Source organism: Streptomyces sp. SP17BM10, from assembly GCF_036322405.1.
Lineage (GTDB): Bacteria > Actinomycetota > Actinomycetes > Streptomycetales > Streptomycetaceae > Kitasatospora.
The window spans coordinates 534,992-554,652 of record NZ_JAQYXB010000661.1 but is presented as its reverse complement, the minus strand read 5'-3'; the positions used below and the strand labels follow the sequence as shown (position 1 = coordinate 554,652).

General features: G+C 75.5%; 8 protein-coding genes. All 8 read right to left on the bottom strand.

Annotated elements, in window-relative coordinates; genetic code table 11:
• Nucleotides 1–189, bottom strand: a 189-nt coding sequence (locus tag PUR71_RS33035; RefSeq protein ID WP_329926540.1) for an aspartate 1-decarboxylase, incomplete at its 3' end; no start/stop codon positions are given.
• A gap of 207 nt (nucleotides 190–396) precedes the next feature.
• A complete protein-coding gene (locus PUR71_RS33030; RefSeq protein ID WP_329930862.1) occupies nucleotides 397–1,938 on the bottom strand; it encodes a DHA2 family efflux MFS transporter permease subunit in 1,542 nt (513 codons plus the stop codon).
• A gap of 238 nt (nucleotides 1,939–2,176) precedes the next feature.
• Nucleotides 2,177–2,383, bottom strand: coding sequence for an MbtH family protein (locus PUR71_RS33025; protein WP_329930861.1), 207 nt, complete (start codon nucleotides 2,381–2,383; stop codon nucleotides 2,177–2,179).
• A 2-nt stretch (nucleotides 2,384–2,385) separates the two neighbouring features.
• On the bottom strand, nucleotides 2,386–3,228 hold the full coding sequence (locus tag PUR71_RS33020; protein ID WP_329930860.1) for a methyltransferase domain-containing protein: 843 nt from the start codon (nucleotides 3,226–3,228) through the stop codon (nucleotides 2,386–2,388).
• Nucleotide 3,229: 1 nt separating this feature from the next.
• Entirely contained in the window at nucleotides 3,230–7,654 is a 4,425-nt protein-coding gene (locus tag PUR71_RS33015; protein ID WP_329930859.1) for a non-ribosomal peptide synthetase, read from the bottom strand.
• Nucleotides 7,651–10,728 (bottom strand): type I polyketide synthase, encoded by a 3,078-nt coding sequence (locus PUR71_RS33010; protein WP_329930858.1) that lies wholly within the window; start codon nucleotides 10,726–10,728, stop codon nucleotides 7,651–7,653. Before PUR71_RS33010 ends, PUR71_RS33015 begins: the two co-directional genes overlap by 4 nt.
• Nucleotides 10,718–17,266 carry a non-ribosomal peptide synthetase gene (locus PUR71_RS33005; protein ID WP_329930857.1) on the bottom strand — a complete coding sequence of 2,183 codons (6,549 nt, stop codon included), beginning with the start codon at nucleotides 17,264–17,266 and terminating at the stop codon, nucleotides 10,718–10,720. The genes PUR71_RS33010 and PUR71_RS33005 overlap by 11 nt, the downstream gene beginning before the upstream one ends.
• Nucleotides 17,263–19,629 (bottom strand): acyltransferase domain-containing protein, encoded by a 2,367-nt coding sequence (locus tag PUR71_RS33000; protein ID WP_329930856.1) that lies wholly within the window; start codon nucleotides 19,627–19,629, stop codon nucleotides 17,263–17,265. Before PUR71_RS33000 ends, PUR71_RS33005 begins: the two co-directional genes overlap by 4 nt.
• Nucleotides 19,630–19,661: the final 32 nt, after the last annotated feature.

Here is a 19,661-nt window from a genome sequence, read left to right as displayed (position 1 = left end):
GGGGCCTTCGATGACGTAGGTGGACAGGCGGTTGCCGTTGTCGATGTCGACGATGTCGACCTTCTCGCCGGGCAGGAGGTCGGCGGCGTCCAGGAGGTCGGCGTCGATGGTGACGGAGCCGACGTAGTGGAGGTCGGCCTGGGTCACGGTGGCGCGGTGGATCTTCGACTTGAACATGGTGCGGTACATGGGGATCGCACTCCCGGTGGCTGAGGGGTGTGCCGGAAGGTCGGCGACTCGACGGTAGGCAGCGGGCGGCGGCCCGGGGCACCCCTGCCGACCCCTACTCCACACCGCGCACACAACTAAGCCGGGACATGCCAAAACGCTGTCGGCGCACTCCCCGGGAGGAGTGCGCCGACAGCGTGTGGAGCCGTGCGCGTCGAACAGCCCGCGTTACGCGACGAGCGCGGGCTCCACGGGGGCCTCCTCGGCGGCCTGTTCCTCGTCTGCGGTCCGCAGCCGGGCCGGCAGCAGCACCATCGCGGCGACCGCGCCGAGCAGCGCCACCCCGGCGCAGACCAGGGCGGAGGTCGAGAACGCCGAGTCGAAGGCCGACTTGGCGGCGTGCACGGCCGTCGCGGCGGCGTCCGTGGGCATGCCCTGGGCGGCGACCTCGGCCTCGCCGAGCGAGTGCGAGGCGCTCGGCGCGCCGCCGGTCAGGTGGTAGGAGGAGGTGTAGCGGGCGGCGAGCACGCTGCCGACCACGGCGATGCCGAAGGCCGCGCCGAGCTCCTGGACGGTGTCGTTCATCGAGGACAGCAGGCCCGACTGCTCCTTGGGGCCGGCCGACATCAGGACGTCGTTGACGATCGGCTGGGACAGGCCCATGCCGGCGCCGAGCAGGACCATGGCGACCGCGATCGCCGGGTAGCCCTGGTCCTTGGTGAACTGGGCGAGCGTGGCGAAGCCGCCGGCGAAGACCACCAGGGCGAGGACCACGGTGTTGCGGGTGCCGATGGCCTTGGACAGCACGGCCGACAGCGGGGAGGCGACCATCAGGGCGCCCGCGGCGGGCAGGATCGCGGCGCCGGCCAGCAGCGGCGAGAAGTCGAGCCGCAGCTGCAGCTCCTGGGTCAGGACGAACAGGATGCCGGTCAGCGAGAACATCAGCACCGCCATGGTGCCGCTGGACCCGAGGAAGCGGGAGTTGCGCACGATCCGCAGGTCGACCATCGGGTGGCGCGCGGTGGCCTGGCGGACGAAGAACAGCACCAGGGTGACGCCGCCGCCGATCAGGCCGGCCAGCACCCGCGGGGATCCCCAGCCGAAGTGCGGCTGCTCGATGACGCCGTAGACCAGCGCGGTCACGCCGGCCACCGACAGCAGCGTGCTGAGCACGTCCAGCGGGTGGGCGCCCGGGTCGGTGGACTCCGGCACCAGGACCAGCGCGCCGATCACCGAGACCGCCACCACCAGGACGTTGATCAGGTAGACCGCGCCCCACCAGAAGTGGTCCAGCAGCACGCCGCCGAGCAGCGGGCCGAAGACCACGCCGAGCGCGGTGACGGCGCCCCAGATGCCGATCGCCTTCTCGCGCTCCTCCTCGGGGAAGACGTGCACCAGGATCGACAGCGTGCCGGGCATGAACGCCGAGGCGCCCACCCCCATCACGGCGCGGGCGGCGATCAGTTCCCACGCGTCGCTCGACACGGCGGCCGCCACCGAGGCGACGCCGAACAGCAGCAGACCGAGGATCAGCAGCTTCTTGCGGCCGAAGCGGTCGGACAGCGCGCCGGACAGCAGCAGCAGGCCGGCCATCGCGAGGGAGTAGGCGTCGACCATCCACTGCAGCTGGTCGGTGCTCGCCTTGAGGGTCTCGCCCAGCGTGGGCAGGGCGACGTTGAGGATCGTCGAGTCGATGGAGACCACGAAGACCGCGACCGCCAATACCGCGAGAATCGCCCACTTGCGAGGTTGGGCCTTGTGCTCTGCCACGGCTCCTTCGCCTCCTTGGGGTTGTTCGACGCCGGGGGGTTCGGCGTCCTGACATTCCGACGCTTCAAAGCTATGGGTCACCAATTGGCTGCTCAACGCGTCCGCGACAAGTCAGGGGTACCCCTATCGTGCGGACACGAAGAGGAGTTGACGCACCGTCAAGCATGCATGGCGAAGCGCGGGCCGGCAGCTCGGGGGAGCGCCGCCGGCCCGCGCTCCGCGGTCGGTGGGGTGGTGCTCAGGCGGCCATGCGGCGGCGCAGGCTCAGCGGCCGCAGGTCCGTCCAGACGGTGCCGATGTGGGCCAGGCACTCCTCGCGGGTGCCCTGCACCCCGACCGCCGTCCAGCCCGCCGGGGGCTGCCGGTCGGCCGGCCACACCGAGTACTGCTCCTCGTGGTTGAGGACCACCAGCCAGGTGCGGGAGCCCGCCTCGGGCGCGCTCATGCTCAGGCCTCCGGCTTGGTGGCGGAGATCAGGTACATGAGCATGGTGACCGAGGCGTTCTCGTCCTTGACCCACTCGTCGACGGCGTCCGCGGTGGCCTCGACGGCCGGGCCGGACTCCGGCTTGGCGGCCACCATGGCGGCGGTGCGGGAGCGGAAGTCCATCTGCGGGCGCAGGTCGTCCATGCCGAACTCGTCGCTGGAGACCAGCACGGCGTCGACCCGGACGTCGGTGAAGCCGGCCTCGCGCAGCAGGCGGGGCAGGCGGCGGGCGATCAGGCGGTCGCCGCCGCGCTCGACCTGGAGGTCGATGCGGGCCTGGAGGACCTCCTGGAAGGCCGGGGTGCCGAGGTCGGGGGAGACCCAGCCCCACACCTCGTCGTTGACGTCGGCGATGACGACGCGCCCGCCCGGGCGCAGCATGCGGTGGATCTCGGCGAGGGCCTTCTCCGGGCCGGGCACGTGCTGGATGACCAGGCGGGCGTAGGCGAGGTCGAAGGACTCGTCGGCCAGCGGGGAGTCCAGGACGGAGCCGTTGACGAGGGTCAGGCGCGGGCCGGCGTCGGCGAGGTAGCCGCGGGCGTAGTCCATCAGGTGCTCTTCGAGCTCCAGGCAGGTGAGCGTGCCCTCGGGGATCTCGCGCAGCATGAGCTCGCTGATGTAGCCGGGGCCGGAGCCCACCTCCAGGACGTCGTGGTCGGCGCGCAGGCCGTACGCGCGCAGCAGGTTGGCCTCCTTGGCCCAGGACAGGGTGGCCTGGCGGGCGAGGCGGGCGAGCTCGTTCTCCGGCTTCGGGTGCTCGCCGGGCAGGTAGTAGGAGGTGGGGCGGGGCGCGGTGGTGGTCATCTCACTCGCCAATCTCTGAGGAAGCCGGGTGGGGCAGGTAACCGGTGGATGCGAAGTAGGACAGGTAGGTGCGGAACAGCTCCGCGTCGGGCTCGTGGCACCGCACGCCGGTGCCCTCCAGCAGTCCGCGGGTGCGGTCGGAGCCGAAGGCGACGTAGCCGAAACCGCCCTCGGATCCGGATTCGAAGACGCTCAGCAGCGGGAACGCCGAGTTCTCCGGGGTGGCCCGGATGCGCGCCAGCCAGTCGTCGGTGTCCAGGAGTTCGAGCTCGTAGCCGAAGTCGCGCAGGTGGCCGAAGACGGCACCGAGCGAGACGTCGACCGGGTTGACCTCGTGGTACGCGCCGCCGAGCGCCTCGGGGCGCTTGGAGACCTCCACGACGGTCGCGCTGACGTAGTCGACGGGCACGAGGTTCATCGGCACGTCGACGCCGCGGGGGACCGCGCCGGCCTCGACGCAGCCCTTGACGACCCGCCAGAGGAAGTCGTCGGCCTGGCAGGCGCCGGTGCCGGAGTGGCCGGAGATCCGGCCGGGGCGGTGCACGGTGACGGGCACGCCCAGGTCCCGCGCGCGGAAGACCAGTTGCTCGGCCACCCACTTGCTCTGCGTGTAGCCCTGGCGCAGCAGCCGGGAGGGGCCGGTGGGGGCGGACTCGGCGAGCACCGAGCCGTCCTCGGGCGCGCCGGCGAAGACGCCGACGGTGGACACCAGGTGGACCGGGGCCCGGCCGGTGGCCGTCGCGAGGCGCAGGACCTCGCGGGTGCCGTCGACGTTCGCGGCGCGCAGCTTCTCGTACGGGAAGACGAGGTTGACCTCGGCCCCGCAGTGGTAGACCGCCTCGACGCCGGCGACCAGGCGCTCGTGGTCGGCGTCGGACAGGCCGAGCCGGGGCGAGCCGAGGTCGCCGGGCACCGGGCGGATGCGGGCGGCCCAGGCGTCCTGCCACAGGCCGTAGCCGCGCAGGGTCCGCTCGATCCGCTCGCGCCCGGCCGCCTCGTCGGCGGCGCGGACCACGCAGTGGACGACGGCGCCGGTGCGGGTCAGCAGGTCGCCGAGGAGGAAGGCGCCGAGGAAGCCGGTGGCGCCGGTGAGCAGCACCTCGTTCGTGCCGCCGGGCGCGGACGGGGCCGGGTAGCCGGCGATGCCGTCGCCGAGCACCGCCGCGTCGCCGTCCAGGTCGGGCCCGTCGGCGCGGCCCCCGCCGCCGTCCAGCGCCTCGGCGACGCCGGCCACCGTGGGCACCGCGAACAGGGTGCGCAGCGGCAGCTCGGTGCCGAACTCCTCGCGCAGCCGGAACACCAGCCGGGTGGCGAGCAGCGAGTGGCCGCCGAGGTCGAAGAAGCTGTCCAGGACGCCGATCCGCTCCCGGCCGAGCACCTCCGACCAGGCCGCGGCGACCCGCCGCTCGGTCCGCGTGCGCGGCGCGACGTAGGCGTGTCCGGCGTCCTGCCGCTCGGTGTCCGGGCGGGTCAGCGCCCGCCGGTCGACCTTGCCGTTGACGGTGAGCGGCAGCGCGTCGAGCACGACGACGGCCGTCGGGACCATGTAGCCGGGCAACTGCTCGGCCAGGTGGGCCCGCAGCACGGTGCCGGCGTCCGCCGGGACGGCGCCGGAGTCGAGCGTCGCCCACGCGTACAGCTGGAGCTCGCCGGTGGCGGACGGCAGCGCCAGCACCACGGCGGAGTGCACCAGCGGGTGTTCCAGCAGCCGGGCCTCGATCTCGGCGGTCTCGATCCGGTAGCCGCGGATCTTCACCTGGTGGTCGGCGCGGCCGAGGTACTCCAGCTCGCCGCGGCGCGACACCCGGGCGAGGTCGCCGCTGCGGTAGAGCCGTTCGCCGGGCGCGCCGAACGGGTTCGGCACGTACCGGTCGGCGGTCTTGTGCGGGTCGGCGAAGTAGCAGCGGGCCAGGCCCGCACCGCCCACGTACAGCTCGCCGCTCACGCCGACCGGCACCGGCTGGAGCAGCTCGTCCAGCACGTACAGCTGCTGGTCGGGCATCGGGCGGCCGATCGGGCTGCGCCCGGCCAGGGCCAGGTCGGCGGGGGTGATCTCGCGGGCGGTGACGTGGATGGTCTCGGTGATGCCGTACAGGTTGACCAGCCGGGGGCCGTGCTCGCCGTGGCGCTCGAACCAGCCGCGCAGCGCGCCTGGCTCCAGCGCCTCGCCGCCGAACAGGACGGTGCGCACCGGGAACCCGGCCGGGTCGTGGGCCGCGTCGACCAGCGAGAGCTGGGCGAAGGCGGACGGCGTCTGGTTGAGGACGGTGACGCCCTCGGCGCACACCAGCTCGCGGTAGGACTCGATGTCGCGGATGGTGTCGGCGGGCACGATCACCAGCCGGCCGCCGTGCAGCAGCGCGCCCCACATCTCGACGACGGACACGTCGAAGGCGAAGGAGTGGAACAGCGCCCAGGTGTCGTGCTCGTCGAAGGCCATCGCGTCGGTGGCGGCGCGCATCGCCGCGTACATCCGCACGACCTGGGAGTGCGTGGTGTGGACACCCTTGGGCGTGCCGGTGGAGCCGGACGTGTAGATGACGTACGCGGCGTTGTCCGGCCGCGGCCGCACCCGCGTGGCGGGCGCGGGCCCGGCCGGGCCCCACGACGCCTGGTCGTCCATCGGGAGCAGCCGGCCCTCGTACGGCGGGAGCAGCTCGCGCAGGCTCTCGTGCACCAGCACCACCCGCGGCCGGGCGTCGCCGAGGATCCGGGCCAGCCGGGGCCGGGGGTAGAGCGGGTCCATCGGCACGTAGCCGGCGCCGGTCTTCAGCACGCCGAGGATCGCGACGACGGTGTCGATGCCGCGTTCCAGGAAGAGCCCGACCAGCTGCTCGGGGCCGAGCCCGGCCACCAGCAGCCGCGCGGCGACCTCCTCGGCGCGGGCGTCGAGGGCGGCGTAGGTGATCTCCTCGCCGGCGCAGCGCACGGCGATCGCGTCCGGGCGCAGCCGGGCCTGCTCGGCGAAGAGCTCGTGCAGGCACTGCTCGACCGGGAACTCGGCGGTGGCGCGGCCGAGTTCGATCGCGAGCCGGTCGTCCTCGGCGCTCAGCACGGGCAGCCGGGAGAGCCGGGTGGCGGGCTCGGCGACCGCGCCCGCGAGCAGGCCGAGGTAGCGCTCCAGCATCGCGTCGGCCGTCGCCGCGTCGTACAGGTCGGTGTCGTACTCCAGGGTGGCGACCCAGCCCTCGGGGCGCAGGCTCACGAACAGCTGGAGCTCGAAGCGGGCGGTGCAGGTGTCCGTCTCGACGGTCGCGGCGTCGAGGCCGGGCAGGCGGAACTCGTCGCCGGTGGCGCTCTGCAGCACGAACATCGTCTGGAAGAGCGGTGACAGGTGGCTCGCGCGGTCCGGCCGGCGCGCCTCGACGATCTTCTCGAACGGTAGCTCCTGGTGGGCGAACCCGCCGATCGCTGCCTTGCGCACGCGGTGGACCAGCTCGGTGAACTCCGGGTCGCCGGCCAGGTCGACGCGCAGTGCGAGGGTGTTCACGAACAGGCCGATCAGCTGCTCGGTCTCCAGCCGGTTGCGGCCCGCGATCGGGGTGCCGACCACGACGCTGCCGCGGCCGGTGATCCGGCCGAGCAGGCCCGCGTACCCGGCGAGCAGCACCATGAACGGGGTGGCGCCGGTGCTGCGCGCCAACGCGCCCACCCGGGACACGAGTTCGCCCGGAATCGGCCGGCGGGCGCGGGCGCCGCGGTAACCGGGCTCCTCGGGGCGCGGCCGGTCCACGGGCAGCTCCAGCGGCGCTCCGTCCTCGTCGGCGAGGTGCCCGCGCCAGTAGTCGAGCGCGCCGTCCAGGCCGCCGGCCTCCACCCGCTCGCGCTGCCACACCGCGAAGTCGCCGTACTGCACGGGAAGTTCGGGCAGGTCGGCGGGGGCGCCTCCGGTCAGCTCGGTGTAGTTCGCGCTGAGCTCGCGCATCAGCACGCCGGTCGACCAGCCGTCGGCGACCAGGTGGTGCAGGGTCGCGGCGAGTACGTGCTCGTCCTCGCCGAGGCGGGCCAGGCCGACCCGCAGCAGCGGTGCCCGGTCCAGGTCGAACGGCGTGGTGGCGAGCGCGTCCAGCCACTCTCGCAGGGCGGCCTCCCGGCCCTCCGGCGCCGGAGCGGTGAAGTCCCGCCGGTCGATGACGAGTTCGGCGTCCGCGTGGACCCGCTGCACCGGCGTCGCGTCGACCACCGCGAACGACGTGCGCAGCGTCTCGTGCCGCGCCACGATCCGGCGCAGCGCCCCGGCCAGGGCGTCCGCGTCCAGCCGCCCGGTCAGCCGGACGGCGAGCGGCACGTTCTGCAGCGCGGTGCCGGGCGCCAGCTGCTCGGCGAACCACATGCGCTGCTGCGCGTAGGACAGCGGTCGCGGCGCGGCCGGGTCGCGCGGCACGGGCGCGAGGCCCTGCCGCGGGTTCGTTGGGGTGATGGTCACTGGTCTACCGCCTCGTGCGGATCCTGGGGGTCGGTCACGTCGGTCACGTCGGTCACGTCGGTCACATCGGGGACGTCGGTCCCCTCGGTCGCGCCGGGGGCGTCGGTCGGGTCGGCAGGGTCGGCCGCGCCGCCGACGAGCGCCGCCATCGTGCGGACGCTGGGGTCGTCGAGGAACCGGTCGAGCGGGATCTCGGTGTCGAAGAGCTTCTGCGCCCGGGAGACGAGCTTGGTGGCGAGCAGGGAGTCGCCGCCGAGCGAGAACAGGTTGTCCTCCGGGCCCACCGAGCTGACCCCGAGCATCTCCTGCCACAGCACGTGCACCATGCGGGTCGTGCGGTCCGTCTCGGGTCCGGCCGTCCCGGCGTCCGGCCGCTCCCGGCCCTGGCCGGGCAGCGCCCCGCCGGCCGGGTCGGCGGCCGCGACCGCCGGGAGCGCGCCGGCGACCTGCGCCGGCGGCTCCACCCAGTGGCGGCGCCGCTGGAAGGGGTAGCCGGGCAGCGTGGTCAGGCCGCGCCGTTCCTCGCCGGCGAAGGCCGCCCAGTCGAGCACCGCGCCGGCCTCCCAGAGCCGTCCGGCCGCGGCCAGCAGCACCGCGTCGGACGGGGTCTCCTCCTTGGCGTGCGGCATGGCCTGGGCCACCGCGACCCCGGGGCCCGCCACCCGGGCGGCGAGCCGGCCGAGCGATCGGCCGGGGCCGACCTCCAGCAGGACCGGGCGCTCCCCGGCGACCAGGGCGGCGATCCCGTCGGCGAACCGCACCGCGCCGCGGGCCTGGCGGGCCCAGTAGCGCGGGTCGGTCGCGTCCGCGGCGCCGATCCAGGTGCCGGTCACGTTCGAGAGGAACGGTATCCGGGGCTCCTTGCGCGGCACTTGTGCGACGAGTGCGGCGAAGGGCTCCACGATCGGGTCGAGCATGGCGGAGTGGAACGCGTGCGAGGTGTGCAGGCGCTGGGTGCTGCGCCCCTCGGCGGTCAGGCGCGCCTCGGCGGCGGCGACCGCCTCGTGGGTGCCGGACAGCACGCACCGGTCGGGCGCGTTGACGGCGGCCAGCGACAGGCCGGGGCCGAGCAGCGGGCCGGCCTCGGCCTCGGCCAGCTCGACGGCCAGCATCGCGCCGGAGGGCAGCGCCGACATCAGCCGGCCACGGGCGGCCACCAGGCGCAGCGCGTCGGGGAGTTCGAACACCCCGGCGAGGGTCGCGGCCACCCACTCGCCGATGCTGTGGCCGAGCATCGCCGTCGGCTCCACGCCGATCCCGCGCCACCACCGGGCGAGCGCGTACTCGACGGTGAACAGCGCGGGCTGGGCGAGCGCCGTGTCGGTCAGCGGGTCGGGCGTGCCGGGCGGCGCCGGGGTGGCGAGCAGGTCCAGGAGGTCCACGCCGAGCAGCGGCTCCAGGACCTCCACGCACTCCCGGACGGCGGCGGCGAAGCGCGGTTCGGCGGCGAGCAGGCCGGCCGCCATGCCGCGGAACTGGCTGCCCTGGCCGGGGAAGAGGAACGCGACCGGGGTGCCCTCGGCGGCCTCCCGGGCCGGCGCCGCGGCCAGGGCGGCGGCGGCCTGCGCCGGCGTGGCGCCGACGGCGGTCAGCCGCAGCGGGTGGCGGCGGCGGCCGACCTGCAGGGTGTGGGCGATGTCCGGCAGGTCGTCGGGCCCGGCCGAGGCCAGCACGCCGAGGAGGTCGGCGCGGGCCTGCTCCAGGGCCGGCGCGGTGCGGGCGGAGACGGTCAGCACCTGGTGGCGGCGCGCGTCGCCGCCACCCCGCCCGGGGGCGGGCGGCTCCTCCAGGACGACGTGCACGTTGGTGCCGCCGACGCCGAAGGAGCTGACCGCGGCCCGGCGCGGCCCGTCCTGCGCGGGCCAGGCCCGCAGGCGGTCGTTGACCGCGAAGGCGCTCTTCTCGGCGATCCGCGGGTTGCGCTTGCGGTAGTGCAGGCTGGGCGGCAGCTGCCCCTCGCGCACCGCGAGGACGGACTTGATCAGCCCGATCACGCCGGAGGCGGCGTTCAGGTGGCCGACGTTGCTCTTCACCGAGCCGATCGGGACGGAGTCCGGCGGCGCCCCGGCCGGGCCGTAGACGGCGTCCAGCGCGGCGATCTCGATCGGGTCGCCGACGGCCGTGCCGGTGCCGTGCGCCTCGACGTAGCCGATCGTCCGCGGATCGACCTCGGCCTCGCGGTAGGCGGTGGCGATCGCCCCGGCCTGCCCGTCGACGCTGGGCGCGGTGTAACCGGCGCGCGCGGCGCCGTCGTTGGTGAGCCCGGTGCCGAGGATGACGGCGTGGATGCGGTCGCCGTGCTCCAGGGCGTCGGACAGCCGCTTGAGGGCGACCACGCCGACGCCGCTGCCGAAGACCGTGCCGCTCGCGTCGGCGTCGAAGGGCTTGCAGTGGCCGTCGGCGGACTGGATGCCGCCCGCCTCGTGCACGTAGCCCCAGTCCTGCGGGAGCTTGACCGAGACGCCGCCGGCCAGCGCGAAGTCGCTCTGGTAGTCCAACAGCGACTGGCAGGCCTGGGCGACGGCGACGAGCGAGGACGAGCACGCCGTCTGGACGGTGACGGCGGGGCCGGTGAGCCCCAGCCGGTAGGCGACGCGGGTGGTCAGGTAGTCCTTGTCGTTGCCGTGCAGCAGGGCTGCCGGGTACTCGGAGAGCAGCTGCGAACGGCTGTAGTGCGGAGCCAGGTTGAGCAGCATGTAGGCGTTGAAGCCGCTGCCGCCCCACACGCCGGCCCGGTCCCCGGGGCGCCCGCAGCCGTAGTTGGCGTCGTCCAGGGCCGCCTGGCACTGCTCCAGGAACAGCCGGTGCTGGGGGTCCATCAGCTCGGCCTCGCGCGGCGGGATGCCGAAGAACTCGGCGTCGAACTCCTCGACGCCCTCCAGCCGTCCGGTGGCCGGGACGTAGCCCGCGGGCGCGTCCGGTCCGCCGTCCGCCCGGTGCAGCGACTCGACCCCGCCGAGCAGGTTCGCCCAGAACGCGTCGACGCTCCCGGCCCCCGGCACCCGGCAGGCCATTCCGACCACGGCGATCCGCTCCAGCGGCTCGTCCTCGTGGTCCAGCAGGTCATCGGCCACCGTCGTGTTCCCCCTTCAGGCGGCGCCGGCGGGCGGCGCGCAAGTGGTTCGAGTTCGCCGCCGGTGCGGCGGGTGCGGTCGGCTGCTCCGCGGGCCCGCTCAGGTGGGCGGCCAGCGCGGCGACGGTGGGGAAGCGGAAGAGGTCCACCACCGGGACGTCGTGGCCCAGTTCGTCGCGCAGCAGGGTGTGCAGGCGCACCATCATGAGCGAGTGGCCGCCGAGGTCGAAGAAGTTCTCGTCCCGGCCGACCCGCTCGACCCCGAGCAGGCGGCGCCACAGCTCGGCGATCCTCGCCTCCGGGCCGTCCGCCGGGCTCGGGCCGCCGACGGCGGGCCGGGCGGCCCGGCCGAGGGCGCGCAGGGCGGGCAGGTCGACCTTGCGGTTGGCGGTGAGCGGGAAGGCCTCCACGGCCACCACCACGGCCGGCACCAGGTGGGCGGGCAGCCGCCCGGCCAGCCGGGCGCGCAGCTCGATCGGGCCGACCGGCCGGCCCGCCCCTTGGGCCTCGACCAGCACGTAGCCGGTGAGCACGGTCTCGCCGGAGCCGTCGGTCACCGCGTCGACCAGCGCCTCGCGGACCTCCGGCTCGGCGCGCAGCGCGGCCTCGATCTCGGTCGGCTCGACGCGGTACCCGCGCACCTTGGTCTGCCGGTCGGCGCGGCCCGCGAAGGCCACCGTGCCGTCGGCGCGCAGCCGCCCGAGGTCGCCGGTGCGGTAGGCCCGCTCGCCGGCCGCGCCGGCGGGCAGGAAGCGCTCGGCGGTGGCCCGCGGGTCCTCGGCGTATCCCTCGGCCAGGTAGGGGCCGCGGACGGTGATCTCGCCGAGCTCGCCGACGCCGGTGGGCCGGCCGTCGCGCAGCACCAGCAGCTGCGAGCGGTCGATGCCGGTGCCGAGCGGCACCTGCCCCTCCACGTCCTGCTCCAGCACGTGGAAGGCGTGCGCCTGCGGGGTCTCCGTCGCGCCATAGAAGTTGACCAGCCGCGCCTGCGGGGCGAGGGCGCGCAGGAGGCCGCTCTCGTGGCCGGTCAGGACGTCCCCGCCGAAGAAGGCGTGGCGCAGCGTCGGCAGCGACCCGGCGGGCAGCCCGGACAGGAAGCGGGCGGTGGGCGGGGTCAGGTGCCACACGGTGACGCCCGCGTCGGTCAGTTCGGCGGCGAGGCCCTCCGGCGCCGCGAGCCGCGCGGGCTCGGGCACGTGCAGCACGGCGCCGACGCTCAGCGGCACGAACACGTCGCGCAGCAGCGGGTCGTGGGAGAGTCCGGCGGTGAGCGCGAACCGGTCGCCGGCGTCCACCCCGAACGTCTCCGTGTACCAGTCGACGAAGTGCGCGAGCGGTGCGTGCGAGCCGAGGACGGCCTTCGGCGTGCCGGTGGAGCCGGAGGTGAAGGCCGCGTAGGCGAGGCCGTCGGGCGTGGCGGGCAGGTCCGGGCCGCCGGTGCCCCCGGTGTGCCGCTCGTCGTCGGCGCGCAGCGTGCAGCGCAGGCCGGGCAGCCGCGGCGCCTCGACCGCGGGCGCCGTGGTGGCGTCCAGCCAGGCGGCCGGACGCAGCAGCCGGGCGCAGCTCTCGCGGCGCTCCAGCGGGTGGGCGCGGTCGAGCACGCAGAAGGCCGCGCCGGTGCGCAGGACGGCGATCAGGGCGGCCACCAGGCCCGGGGTGCGCTCGGCGTCGACGACGACGCGGTCGCCCGGGCCGATCCCGTGCTCGCGCAGGCGCTCGGCCAGCCGGCCGCTCCAGTCGGCGAGTTCGGCGTAGCCCACGGTGCCGCCACCGGGCAGCGACAGCGCCGGGGCGTCCGGGGTGCGCCGGGCCGCCGCGAGGAAGCGCTCGTGCACGGCGGCGGTCCACGGCGCGGCCGGCAGTGGCCTCTCCGGCTCCTGGACGGGCCCGCCGGCGGCCAGCGACAGCTCGCCGACCACCGTCTCCGGGTCGGCCGCGACCTGCTCCAGGACGTGCACCAGCTGCGCCAGCATCGCGCGCATCGTCTCCGGCAGGTAGAGCCCGGCGTCGTACACCAGCCGCAGGTCGACCCGCCCGTCCCGGGGGACGGCGTACAGGGTCAGCTCGAAGCGGGCGTTGACGTCCTCGGCCTCCACCAGCTCGACGTCCACGCCGGGCAGGGCGGCGCTGAACGGGTCCAGGTTCTGCATGTTGAAGACGACCTGGAACAGCGGTGTGCGGGTGAGGTCGCGCACCGGCGCGATCCGCTCGACGATCCGCTCGAACGGCGTCTCCTGGTGGGCGTCCGCGTCCAGCGTGGACTTCCGTACGGCGCCCAGGAGTTCACGGAAGGTCTGGCCGGGGGCGTTGTCGGTGCGGACGACCACCGTGTTGACGAACAGGCCGACGGTGTTCTCCAGGTCGGTGCGCAGCCGCCCGGCCACCGGCATGCCGACGAGCACGTCCCGCTGCCCCGACCAGCGCGAGAGCACGATGTTGAAGGCGCTCAGCAGCACCATCGACAGCGACGCCCGGGCGCCGGAGGCCGTCTTCTCCAGGGCCGCGACCAGGCCGTCGGCCAGCCGCGTGCCGATGCTGCCGGCGGCGGAGCCGCCCGGGCGGGTGCGCGGCCGGTCGGCGGGCAGGTCGATGGCCGGCGGGCTGCCGGCCAGGCGCTGCTCCCAGTAGGCGAGGGCCGCCGCGCCCTGCGCGGTCTCCTGGCGCTCGCGCTGCCAGGACGCGAAGTCCGCGTACTGGACCGCCGGGCCGCCCTCGGGTGCGTCCTGGCCGGCGGTGAACGCCCGGTAGACGTCGGTGAGTTCGCGCAACAGGATGCGCATCGACCAGCCGTCGGAGGCGATGTGGTGCAGCGCGAGGAGCAGCACGTGCCGGTCCTCCGCCACGCGCAGCAGCCGGGCCCGCAGCGGGCCGCGGGTCAGGTCGAAAGGCGTCGTGTCGAAGGCCTCGGTGTGCGCGGTGAGGGCCTCGTCGGCCGTCATCGCCACCGAGTTGGTGAGGTCGAGCAGCGGCAGCGGCTCGGCCGGGGTGCGGCCGACGATCTGCCGGGGCTCGCCGTCGACCTCGCGGTAGACGGTGCGCAGCACCTCGTGGCGCCGGATCACCTCGGCGAGCGCCCGGTTGAGCAGGGCGGCGTCCACCGCGCCGGTCAGCCGCAGCTCGCCGGCGATGCGGTAGGCCTGGTCGCCGGGGCGCAGCTGCTCCATGAACCAGAGCCGCTGCTGCGCGAAGGACAGCGGCAGCCCGCTCCCGGCCCGCTCCAGGCGGGCGATCGGCGCGTCGCCGGCGGCGCCGCTGCCCGTGCCGGTGAGGGCGTCCACCCGCTCGGCGAGCACGCGGACGGTGCGGCCCTCGAACAGCTCGCGCAGCGGCAGGTCCACCGCGAGCGCCTCGCGGAGCCGGCCCACCACCTTGGTGGCGAGCAGCGAATGGCCGCCGAGGTCGAAGAAGTCGTCGTCGCGCCCGACCGACGGCAGGCCGAGCACCGCGCACCAGATGTCCGCGACCGCCTGCTCGGTGGGGCCCTCTGGCGGCGCGGAGTCGGCCTGGAGGTCGAGCTGCTCCGGGTCCGGCAGCAGGGCGCGGTCCACCTTGCCGTTCGGGTTGAGCGGGAACGTGTCCAGCACCAGCAGGTAGGTGGGGATCATCGTCGGCATCAGCCGCTGCGCCAGGTGGGCGCGCAGCCCGGCCGCGTCGGGCGCGCTCACACCGGCCCGCGGCACGACGTACCCGACGAGCTGGAGCTCGCCGCGCACCGGCCGGGCCAGCACCACGGCCTCGCGCACCGCCGGGTGCCCGGCCAGCGCCTCCAGCACCTCGCCCGGCTCGACCCGCACGCCGCGGATCTTCACCTGGTGGTCGGAGCGGCCCAGGTAGTGCAGGCGTCCCTCGGTGTCGAAGCGCACGCGGTCGCCGGTGCGGTACAGCCGGGCGCCGGGCGCGGCCGAGAACGGGTGCGGGACGAACCGGTCGGCGGTCAGGTCGGGCCGGTTCTGGTAGCCGCGGGTCACGCCGGTCCCGCCGACGTACAGCTCGCCCACCGCGCCGATCGGCACCCGCTGGAGCTGCTCGTCCAGGACGTACAGCTCGGTGCCGGCCAGCGCCCGGCCGACCGGCGGGGTGCGCCCGTCGGCGACCAGCGTCTCGGTGGTGCAGAACACGGTGATCTCGGTGGGCCCGTACGCGTTGACGATCCGCCGCCCGCCCGCCCAGGAGCGCACCAGGTCCGCGGAGACGGCCTCGCCCACCGAGGTCAGCTCGGTGATGGTCGGCACGTCGGCCTGGTCCATGGTGGCGAGGACGGACGGGGTCGCGCTGAGCGCGGTGACGCCGAGCCGGCGGACGGTGTCCACCAGCGGCTGCCCGGGCCGCAGTTCCTCGCGCGGCGCGACGCACAGCGTGGCGCCGGTGCACAGCGCCGACATCCACTCCCAGGTGGACACGTCGAAGCTGATCGAGGCGTTCTGCAGCACCCGGCGGCCCGGCTGCGGCGGCAGCGCCTCGCGGTGCGCGAGGTCGAGGTCGACCAGGCCGCGGTGCTCGACCATCACGCCCTTGGGACGGCCCGTGGAGCCCGAGGTGTAGATCACGTACGCCAGGTTGTCGGCACGCGGCGCGGCCGGCTCCGGCAGCGGGTCGGGCAGCGGGTGCTCCTCGTCCAGGCACAGCACCGGCACGCCCGCGTCCGGGAGCTTCGCCAGCAGGTGGCGCTCGGTCAGCAGCAGCCGGACGGAGGAGTCCTCCATCATGTACTCGAGGCGCTTGACCGGGTAGTTGGGATCCATAGGGATGTACGCGCCGCCGGCCAGCAGCACGCCGAGCATGCCGGTCACCAGCCGCACCGAACCGTCGACGCTCAGGCCGACCTTGTCCTCCGGGCCGATCCCCCGCCCGCGCAGCACCGCCGCCAGGTGGCCGGCCTGCTCGACCAGTTCGCGGTAGGTGAGCCGGTCGTCGCCGGCGTCCACGGCCACCGCGTCCGGCGTGCGCCGCGCCTGCGCCAGGACGAGGTCGTGCACCAGCGAGTCGGCGCTCGCCACGCCGTCGTCCGGGCGGCTCCAGGACGCCAGCAGCCGGTGCTCCTCCCCGGTCAGCAGCGGCAGCGTGCCCATCGGCGCGTCCGGCTGCGCCACGCACGCGGCGGCGCAGCTCACGAAGTGCTCGGCCAGCCGGGCCGCCGTCGCCGCGTCGAACAGGTCGACGGCGTAGCGCAGCGAACCGCACAGGCTGCCGTCCACCTCCTCGACGAACAGCGTCAGGTCGTGCTCGTTGCCCTGCACGGCCAGCGGGTACGGGCGCAGCGTCAGGTCCGCGAAGCGCATCGTCGCGTCCGCGTGCCCGGTGCCGAACAGCGACAGGCCGTCCTGCGCGTCCCAGGACGCCGACTCGTAGTAGAAGGTCACGTTGTAGAGCCCGGACGGCGAACCCGGACGCCGCTCGGCCAGGCGCCGGGCCAGCAGCGGGAACGGGTAGTCCCCGTGCTGCAGGCCGTCCAGCACGGTGGTGCGGGTGCGCGCCAGCAGCTCCCGGAAGCTCCGCTCGCCGCGCACGTCGGCGCGGATCACCAGCGGGTTCGCGAAGTACCCGGCGACCTGCTGGAACGCGGCCCGGCTGCGCCCGGAGGCGACCGAGCCGACCAGGACGTCGTGCTGGCCGGTGTAGCGGTGCATCAGCAGCTGGAAGACGGCGAGCGAGGCCGCGTACGGGGTCGCGCCGCACTCGCGGGCGAGGTCCTTGAGCGCGGCGGTCAGCTCGGCGGGCAGGCGGAAGGTGTGGGCGCCGGCCCGGTGCGCCGGGGTGGCCGGGCGGGGGCGGTCGGTGGGCAGGTCCAGCGGGTGGAGGTCGCCGTCGAGCTGCTCCAGCCAGTACCGCTCGGCGGCCTGCCCGGCGGGCGTGGCGAGCCAGTCGCGCTGCCAGCGGACGTAGTCCAGGTACTCGCCCTCGGGGCGCGGCGCCCCGGCCGGACGACCGGCCTTGACCGCGCGGTAGTGCTGCTCCAGGTCGCGCATGAGGACGTCGAAGGTCCACAGGTCGCTGGCCACGTGGTGGGCGCAGAGCATCAGCAGGTGGGTGCCGCCGTCGAGCCGGGCGACCGCCGCGCGCAGCATCGCGTCCCGCGCGAAGTCGAACGGGCGCTCGTTGAAGGCGGCGACGGCCGCGTCGATCTCGCCCGGGGTGCGGCCCGTGAGGTCGTCCTCGGTGAAGTCCAGCGCCACCGTGGCCCGCACGCGCTGGCGCAGTCGCCCGTCCTCGGCGACCAGCGCGGTGCGCATCGCCGGGTGGGTGTCGATCAGGCGCTGGAGCGCGGTGCGCAGCGCGGCGACGTCCAGGTCGCCGTGGACGTGCGCGGCCACCCCGACGTTGTACGCCGGGGACTGCGGGTACATCTGCTGGAACGTCCACAGGGCCTGCTGGCCCTCGGCGACCGGGTGCGAGCGCGGGCCGCCGCGCGCGGCGCGGGCCTTGAGCAGCGCGCGCAGCTGTTCGCGCCGCTCGGCCTCGGTGGGGGTGGCGGGGGCCGCCTGGGCGGGTGTGGCGGGAGCGGGCTGGGCGGGCGTGGTGGGAGCGGTCTGTGTGGTCATCGTTCGCCCGCTGCCTCGGCGCCGAACTGGGCGAGCAGCGAGTCCACCTCCTCCGCGGAGAGCGAGTCGACGTCGGCGAGGAGCTGGTCCAGCCGGTCGGGGTCGTCGAGGGTGAGCGGCGCGCCGTCGGCGGCGGCCGGGGGAGCGAGTTCGGCGGCGAACTCGGGGGCGAGCGTGGCCACCGACGCGTCGCGCAGCAGGCGCACGATCGGCACCGCGAGGTCGAGGTCGGCCTCGATCCGGCGGGACAGCTCCAGGCCCATGATCGAGTCGAGGCCGAGGGAGTTGAGCGGCCGGTCGTGGTCGAGGCCGCCCGCCGGGAGCCGCAGCACCCGCTCGGCCTCCCGGGCCAGGTAGGCGGCGACGCCCTGGACGCGCTCCTCGCCGCCGGCGGCGAGCAGGGCCTCGCGGGGCGAGGCCTCCTCCACCGGGGCGGCCGTCTCCGTGCCGGCGGCCAGGACGATCCGCTCGGCGGAGGCCAGGACGGCCCCGGCGGCGTCGAGGACGGCGGCGCCGTACTGCGGGCCGGTGGCGGGCACGGCGGTGGCGGGCGTCAGCCGGATCCAGCGGGCCTGCTGGCCCCGGCCGTCCGGCTGCTCCCACCCGACGAGGGCGGTCGGTGGGCCGGGGACGACCTCGGGGTGCAGCAGCGCCTCCAGCGGGGACAGGCCGTGCGGCAGGAGCCGCAGCAGGCGCGCTCCGCTGCCGTCGGCGTTCCCGGTGAGCCTCAGGTCGACCAACTCGCGCTCGCCGGTGGCCTGTTCGACGTGGAAGCGGGCCTGGTCGGCGGCCAGGTCGGGGGCCTCGGGGGCCGGGCCCGCGGCGCGGGTGGTGGCGGCCGCGCGCCGGGTCCAGCCGGCGGCGCCGTGCCCGTACACCTCGACGGTGCCGGTGCGGGTGGCGACGGCGACGAGCTCCTCGTCGGGCGCGGGCGTGCCGGGGGCCAGGCGGACGTCGACGACCGTGCCCGGCGCGGGCGTGCCGGCGGCGATGAGCACGGCCTCGGTGCGGGCCGTGCCCGGCCGGTGTCCGGCGGAGCCGCTGGTGGTGACGGCCTGCCAGAGATCGGTGCGCTCCTCGGTGACGGCCGCGGGCGCCTCGGCGGGGTGGCCCGCGAGGGCGTCCCAGTCCAGGTCGGCGCCGGCCTCGAAGAGGCGGGCCGCGGCGTCGAGCAGGGTGGTGCGGGGGTCGTGGTCGCGCTGGAGCGTCGGCACGACCTCGCAGCCGTCGCCGAGCGCCTCGCGGATCGAGGGCTGGAGCGTCGGGTGCGCGCCGACCTCGACGAAGGTGCGGTAGCCGGCCGCCGCGAGGGCGCGAACGGCCTGGACGAAGCGCACCGGCTCGCGCAGGTTCGCCCCCCAGTAGGCGCCGTCCAGCGCGCTGGGGTCGACGAAGTCGCCGGTGACGGTGGAGACGAGCGCGCTGTCGCCCGTTGACGGTGCCAGGTCGCCGAACCGCGCGGTGAGTCGGTCGCGCAGCGGCTCGAGGTGGCGGCTGTGGAAGGCGACGGTGCCGGGCAGGACCCGGGCGAACACGCCCTCGCCCGCCAGCTCGTCCACGATCGCGCGCACCTCGTCCTCGCGGCCCGCGATCAGGGTGGAGCTCGGACCGTTCCACGCGGCGACGTCGGTGCCGGGGCCGAGCCGTTCCAGCAGCCCGGCGACGTCCTCGGCCGGTCGGCCGAGCAGGGCGGTCAGGCCGGTGCCCACCGCGTCGCGCATCAGCGCGCCGCGGGCGGCGGCCAGCCGCAGGCCGGTGCCGAGGTCCAGCACTCCGGCGACCACGGCCGCCGACAGCTCGCCGAGGCTGTGGCCCACGCAGGCGGACCACGTGACGCCCCAGTGCGCGAGCACCCGGGCGACCGTCACCTGCAGGGCGACCAGGACGGGCTGGAGCACCGCCGGGTCCTCGAGCCGCTCGGCGGCGTCCGGGGCGGCGTCCGGGCCGAAGGCGGCGAGCAGGGACCAGCCGGCCGCCTCCCGCAGGACGCGGTCGCAGTCGGCGAGCACCTCGCCCGCGACCGGGTCGGCCGCGAGCAGCCCGGCCACCATCGCGGGCCACTGGTTGCCCTGGCCGGAGAAGACCAGGGCGACCGGCCCGGTGCCGGGGGCCGGTGCGGGCGGCTCGTGCCGGAGCCCGGCCGCCCACTGGCGGACCTGCTCCGGCGAGTCCGCCCGCACCGCCCGGCGGTAGCGGTGGCGGGCGCCGGGAACGGCGGCTCCGTGGAGAGGGCCGGCGAGCTCACCGCGGCCCTGCTCCGGCGCCTGCGCCCGGGCGGCGGCCCGGTCGGCGAACGCCTGTGGGTCCTCCCCGGACAGGGGGAGCAGGGCGACCGGCTGCGGTCGTCCGTGGTGCGCGTGCATGAGATTCCCCTCCACGGGCCTCGGTTCCTGGG

Coding starts and splice junctions, on each gene's coding strand:
- PUR71_RS33025 (WP_329930861.1), bottom strand. CDS start 2,383: ATGAGCGCGCCCGAGGCGGGCTCCCGCACCTGGCTGGTGGTCCTCAAC.
- PUR71_RS33020 (WP_329930860.1), bottom strand. CDS start 3,228: ATGACCACCACCGCGCCCCGCCCCACCTCCTACTACCTGCCCGGCGAG.
- PUR71_RS33005 (WP_329930857.1), bottom strand. CDS start 17,266: ATGACCACACAGACCGCTCCCACCACGCCCGCCCAGCCCGCTCCCGCC.
- PUR71_RS33000 (WP_329930856.1), bottom strand. CDS start 19,629: ATGCACGCGCACCACGGACGACCGCAGCCGGTCGCCCTGCTCCCCCTG.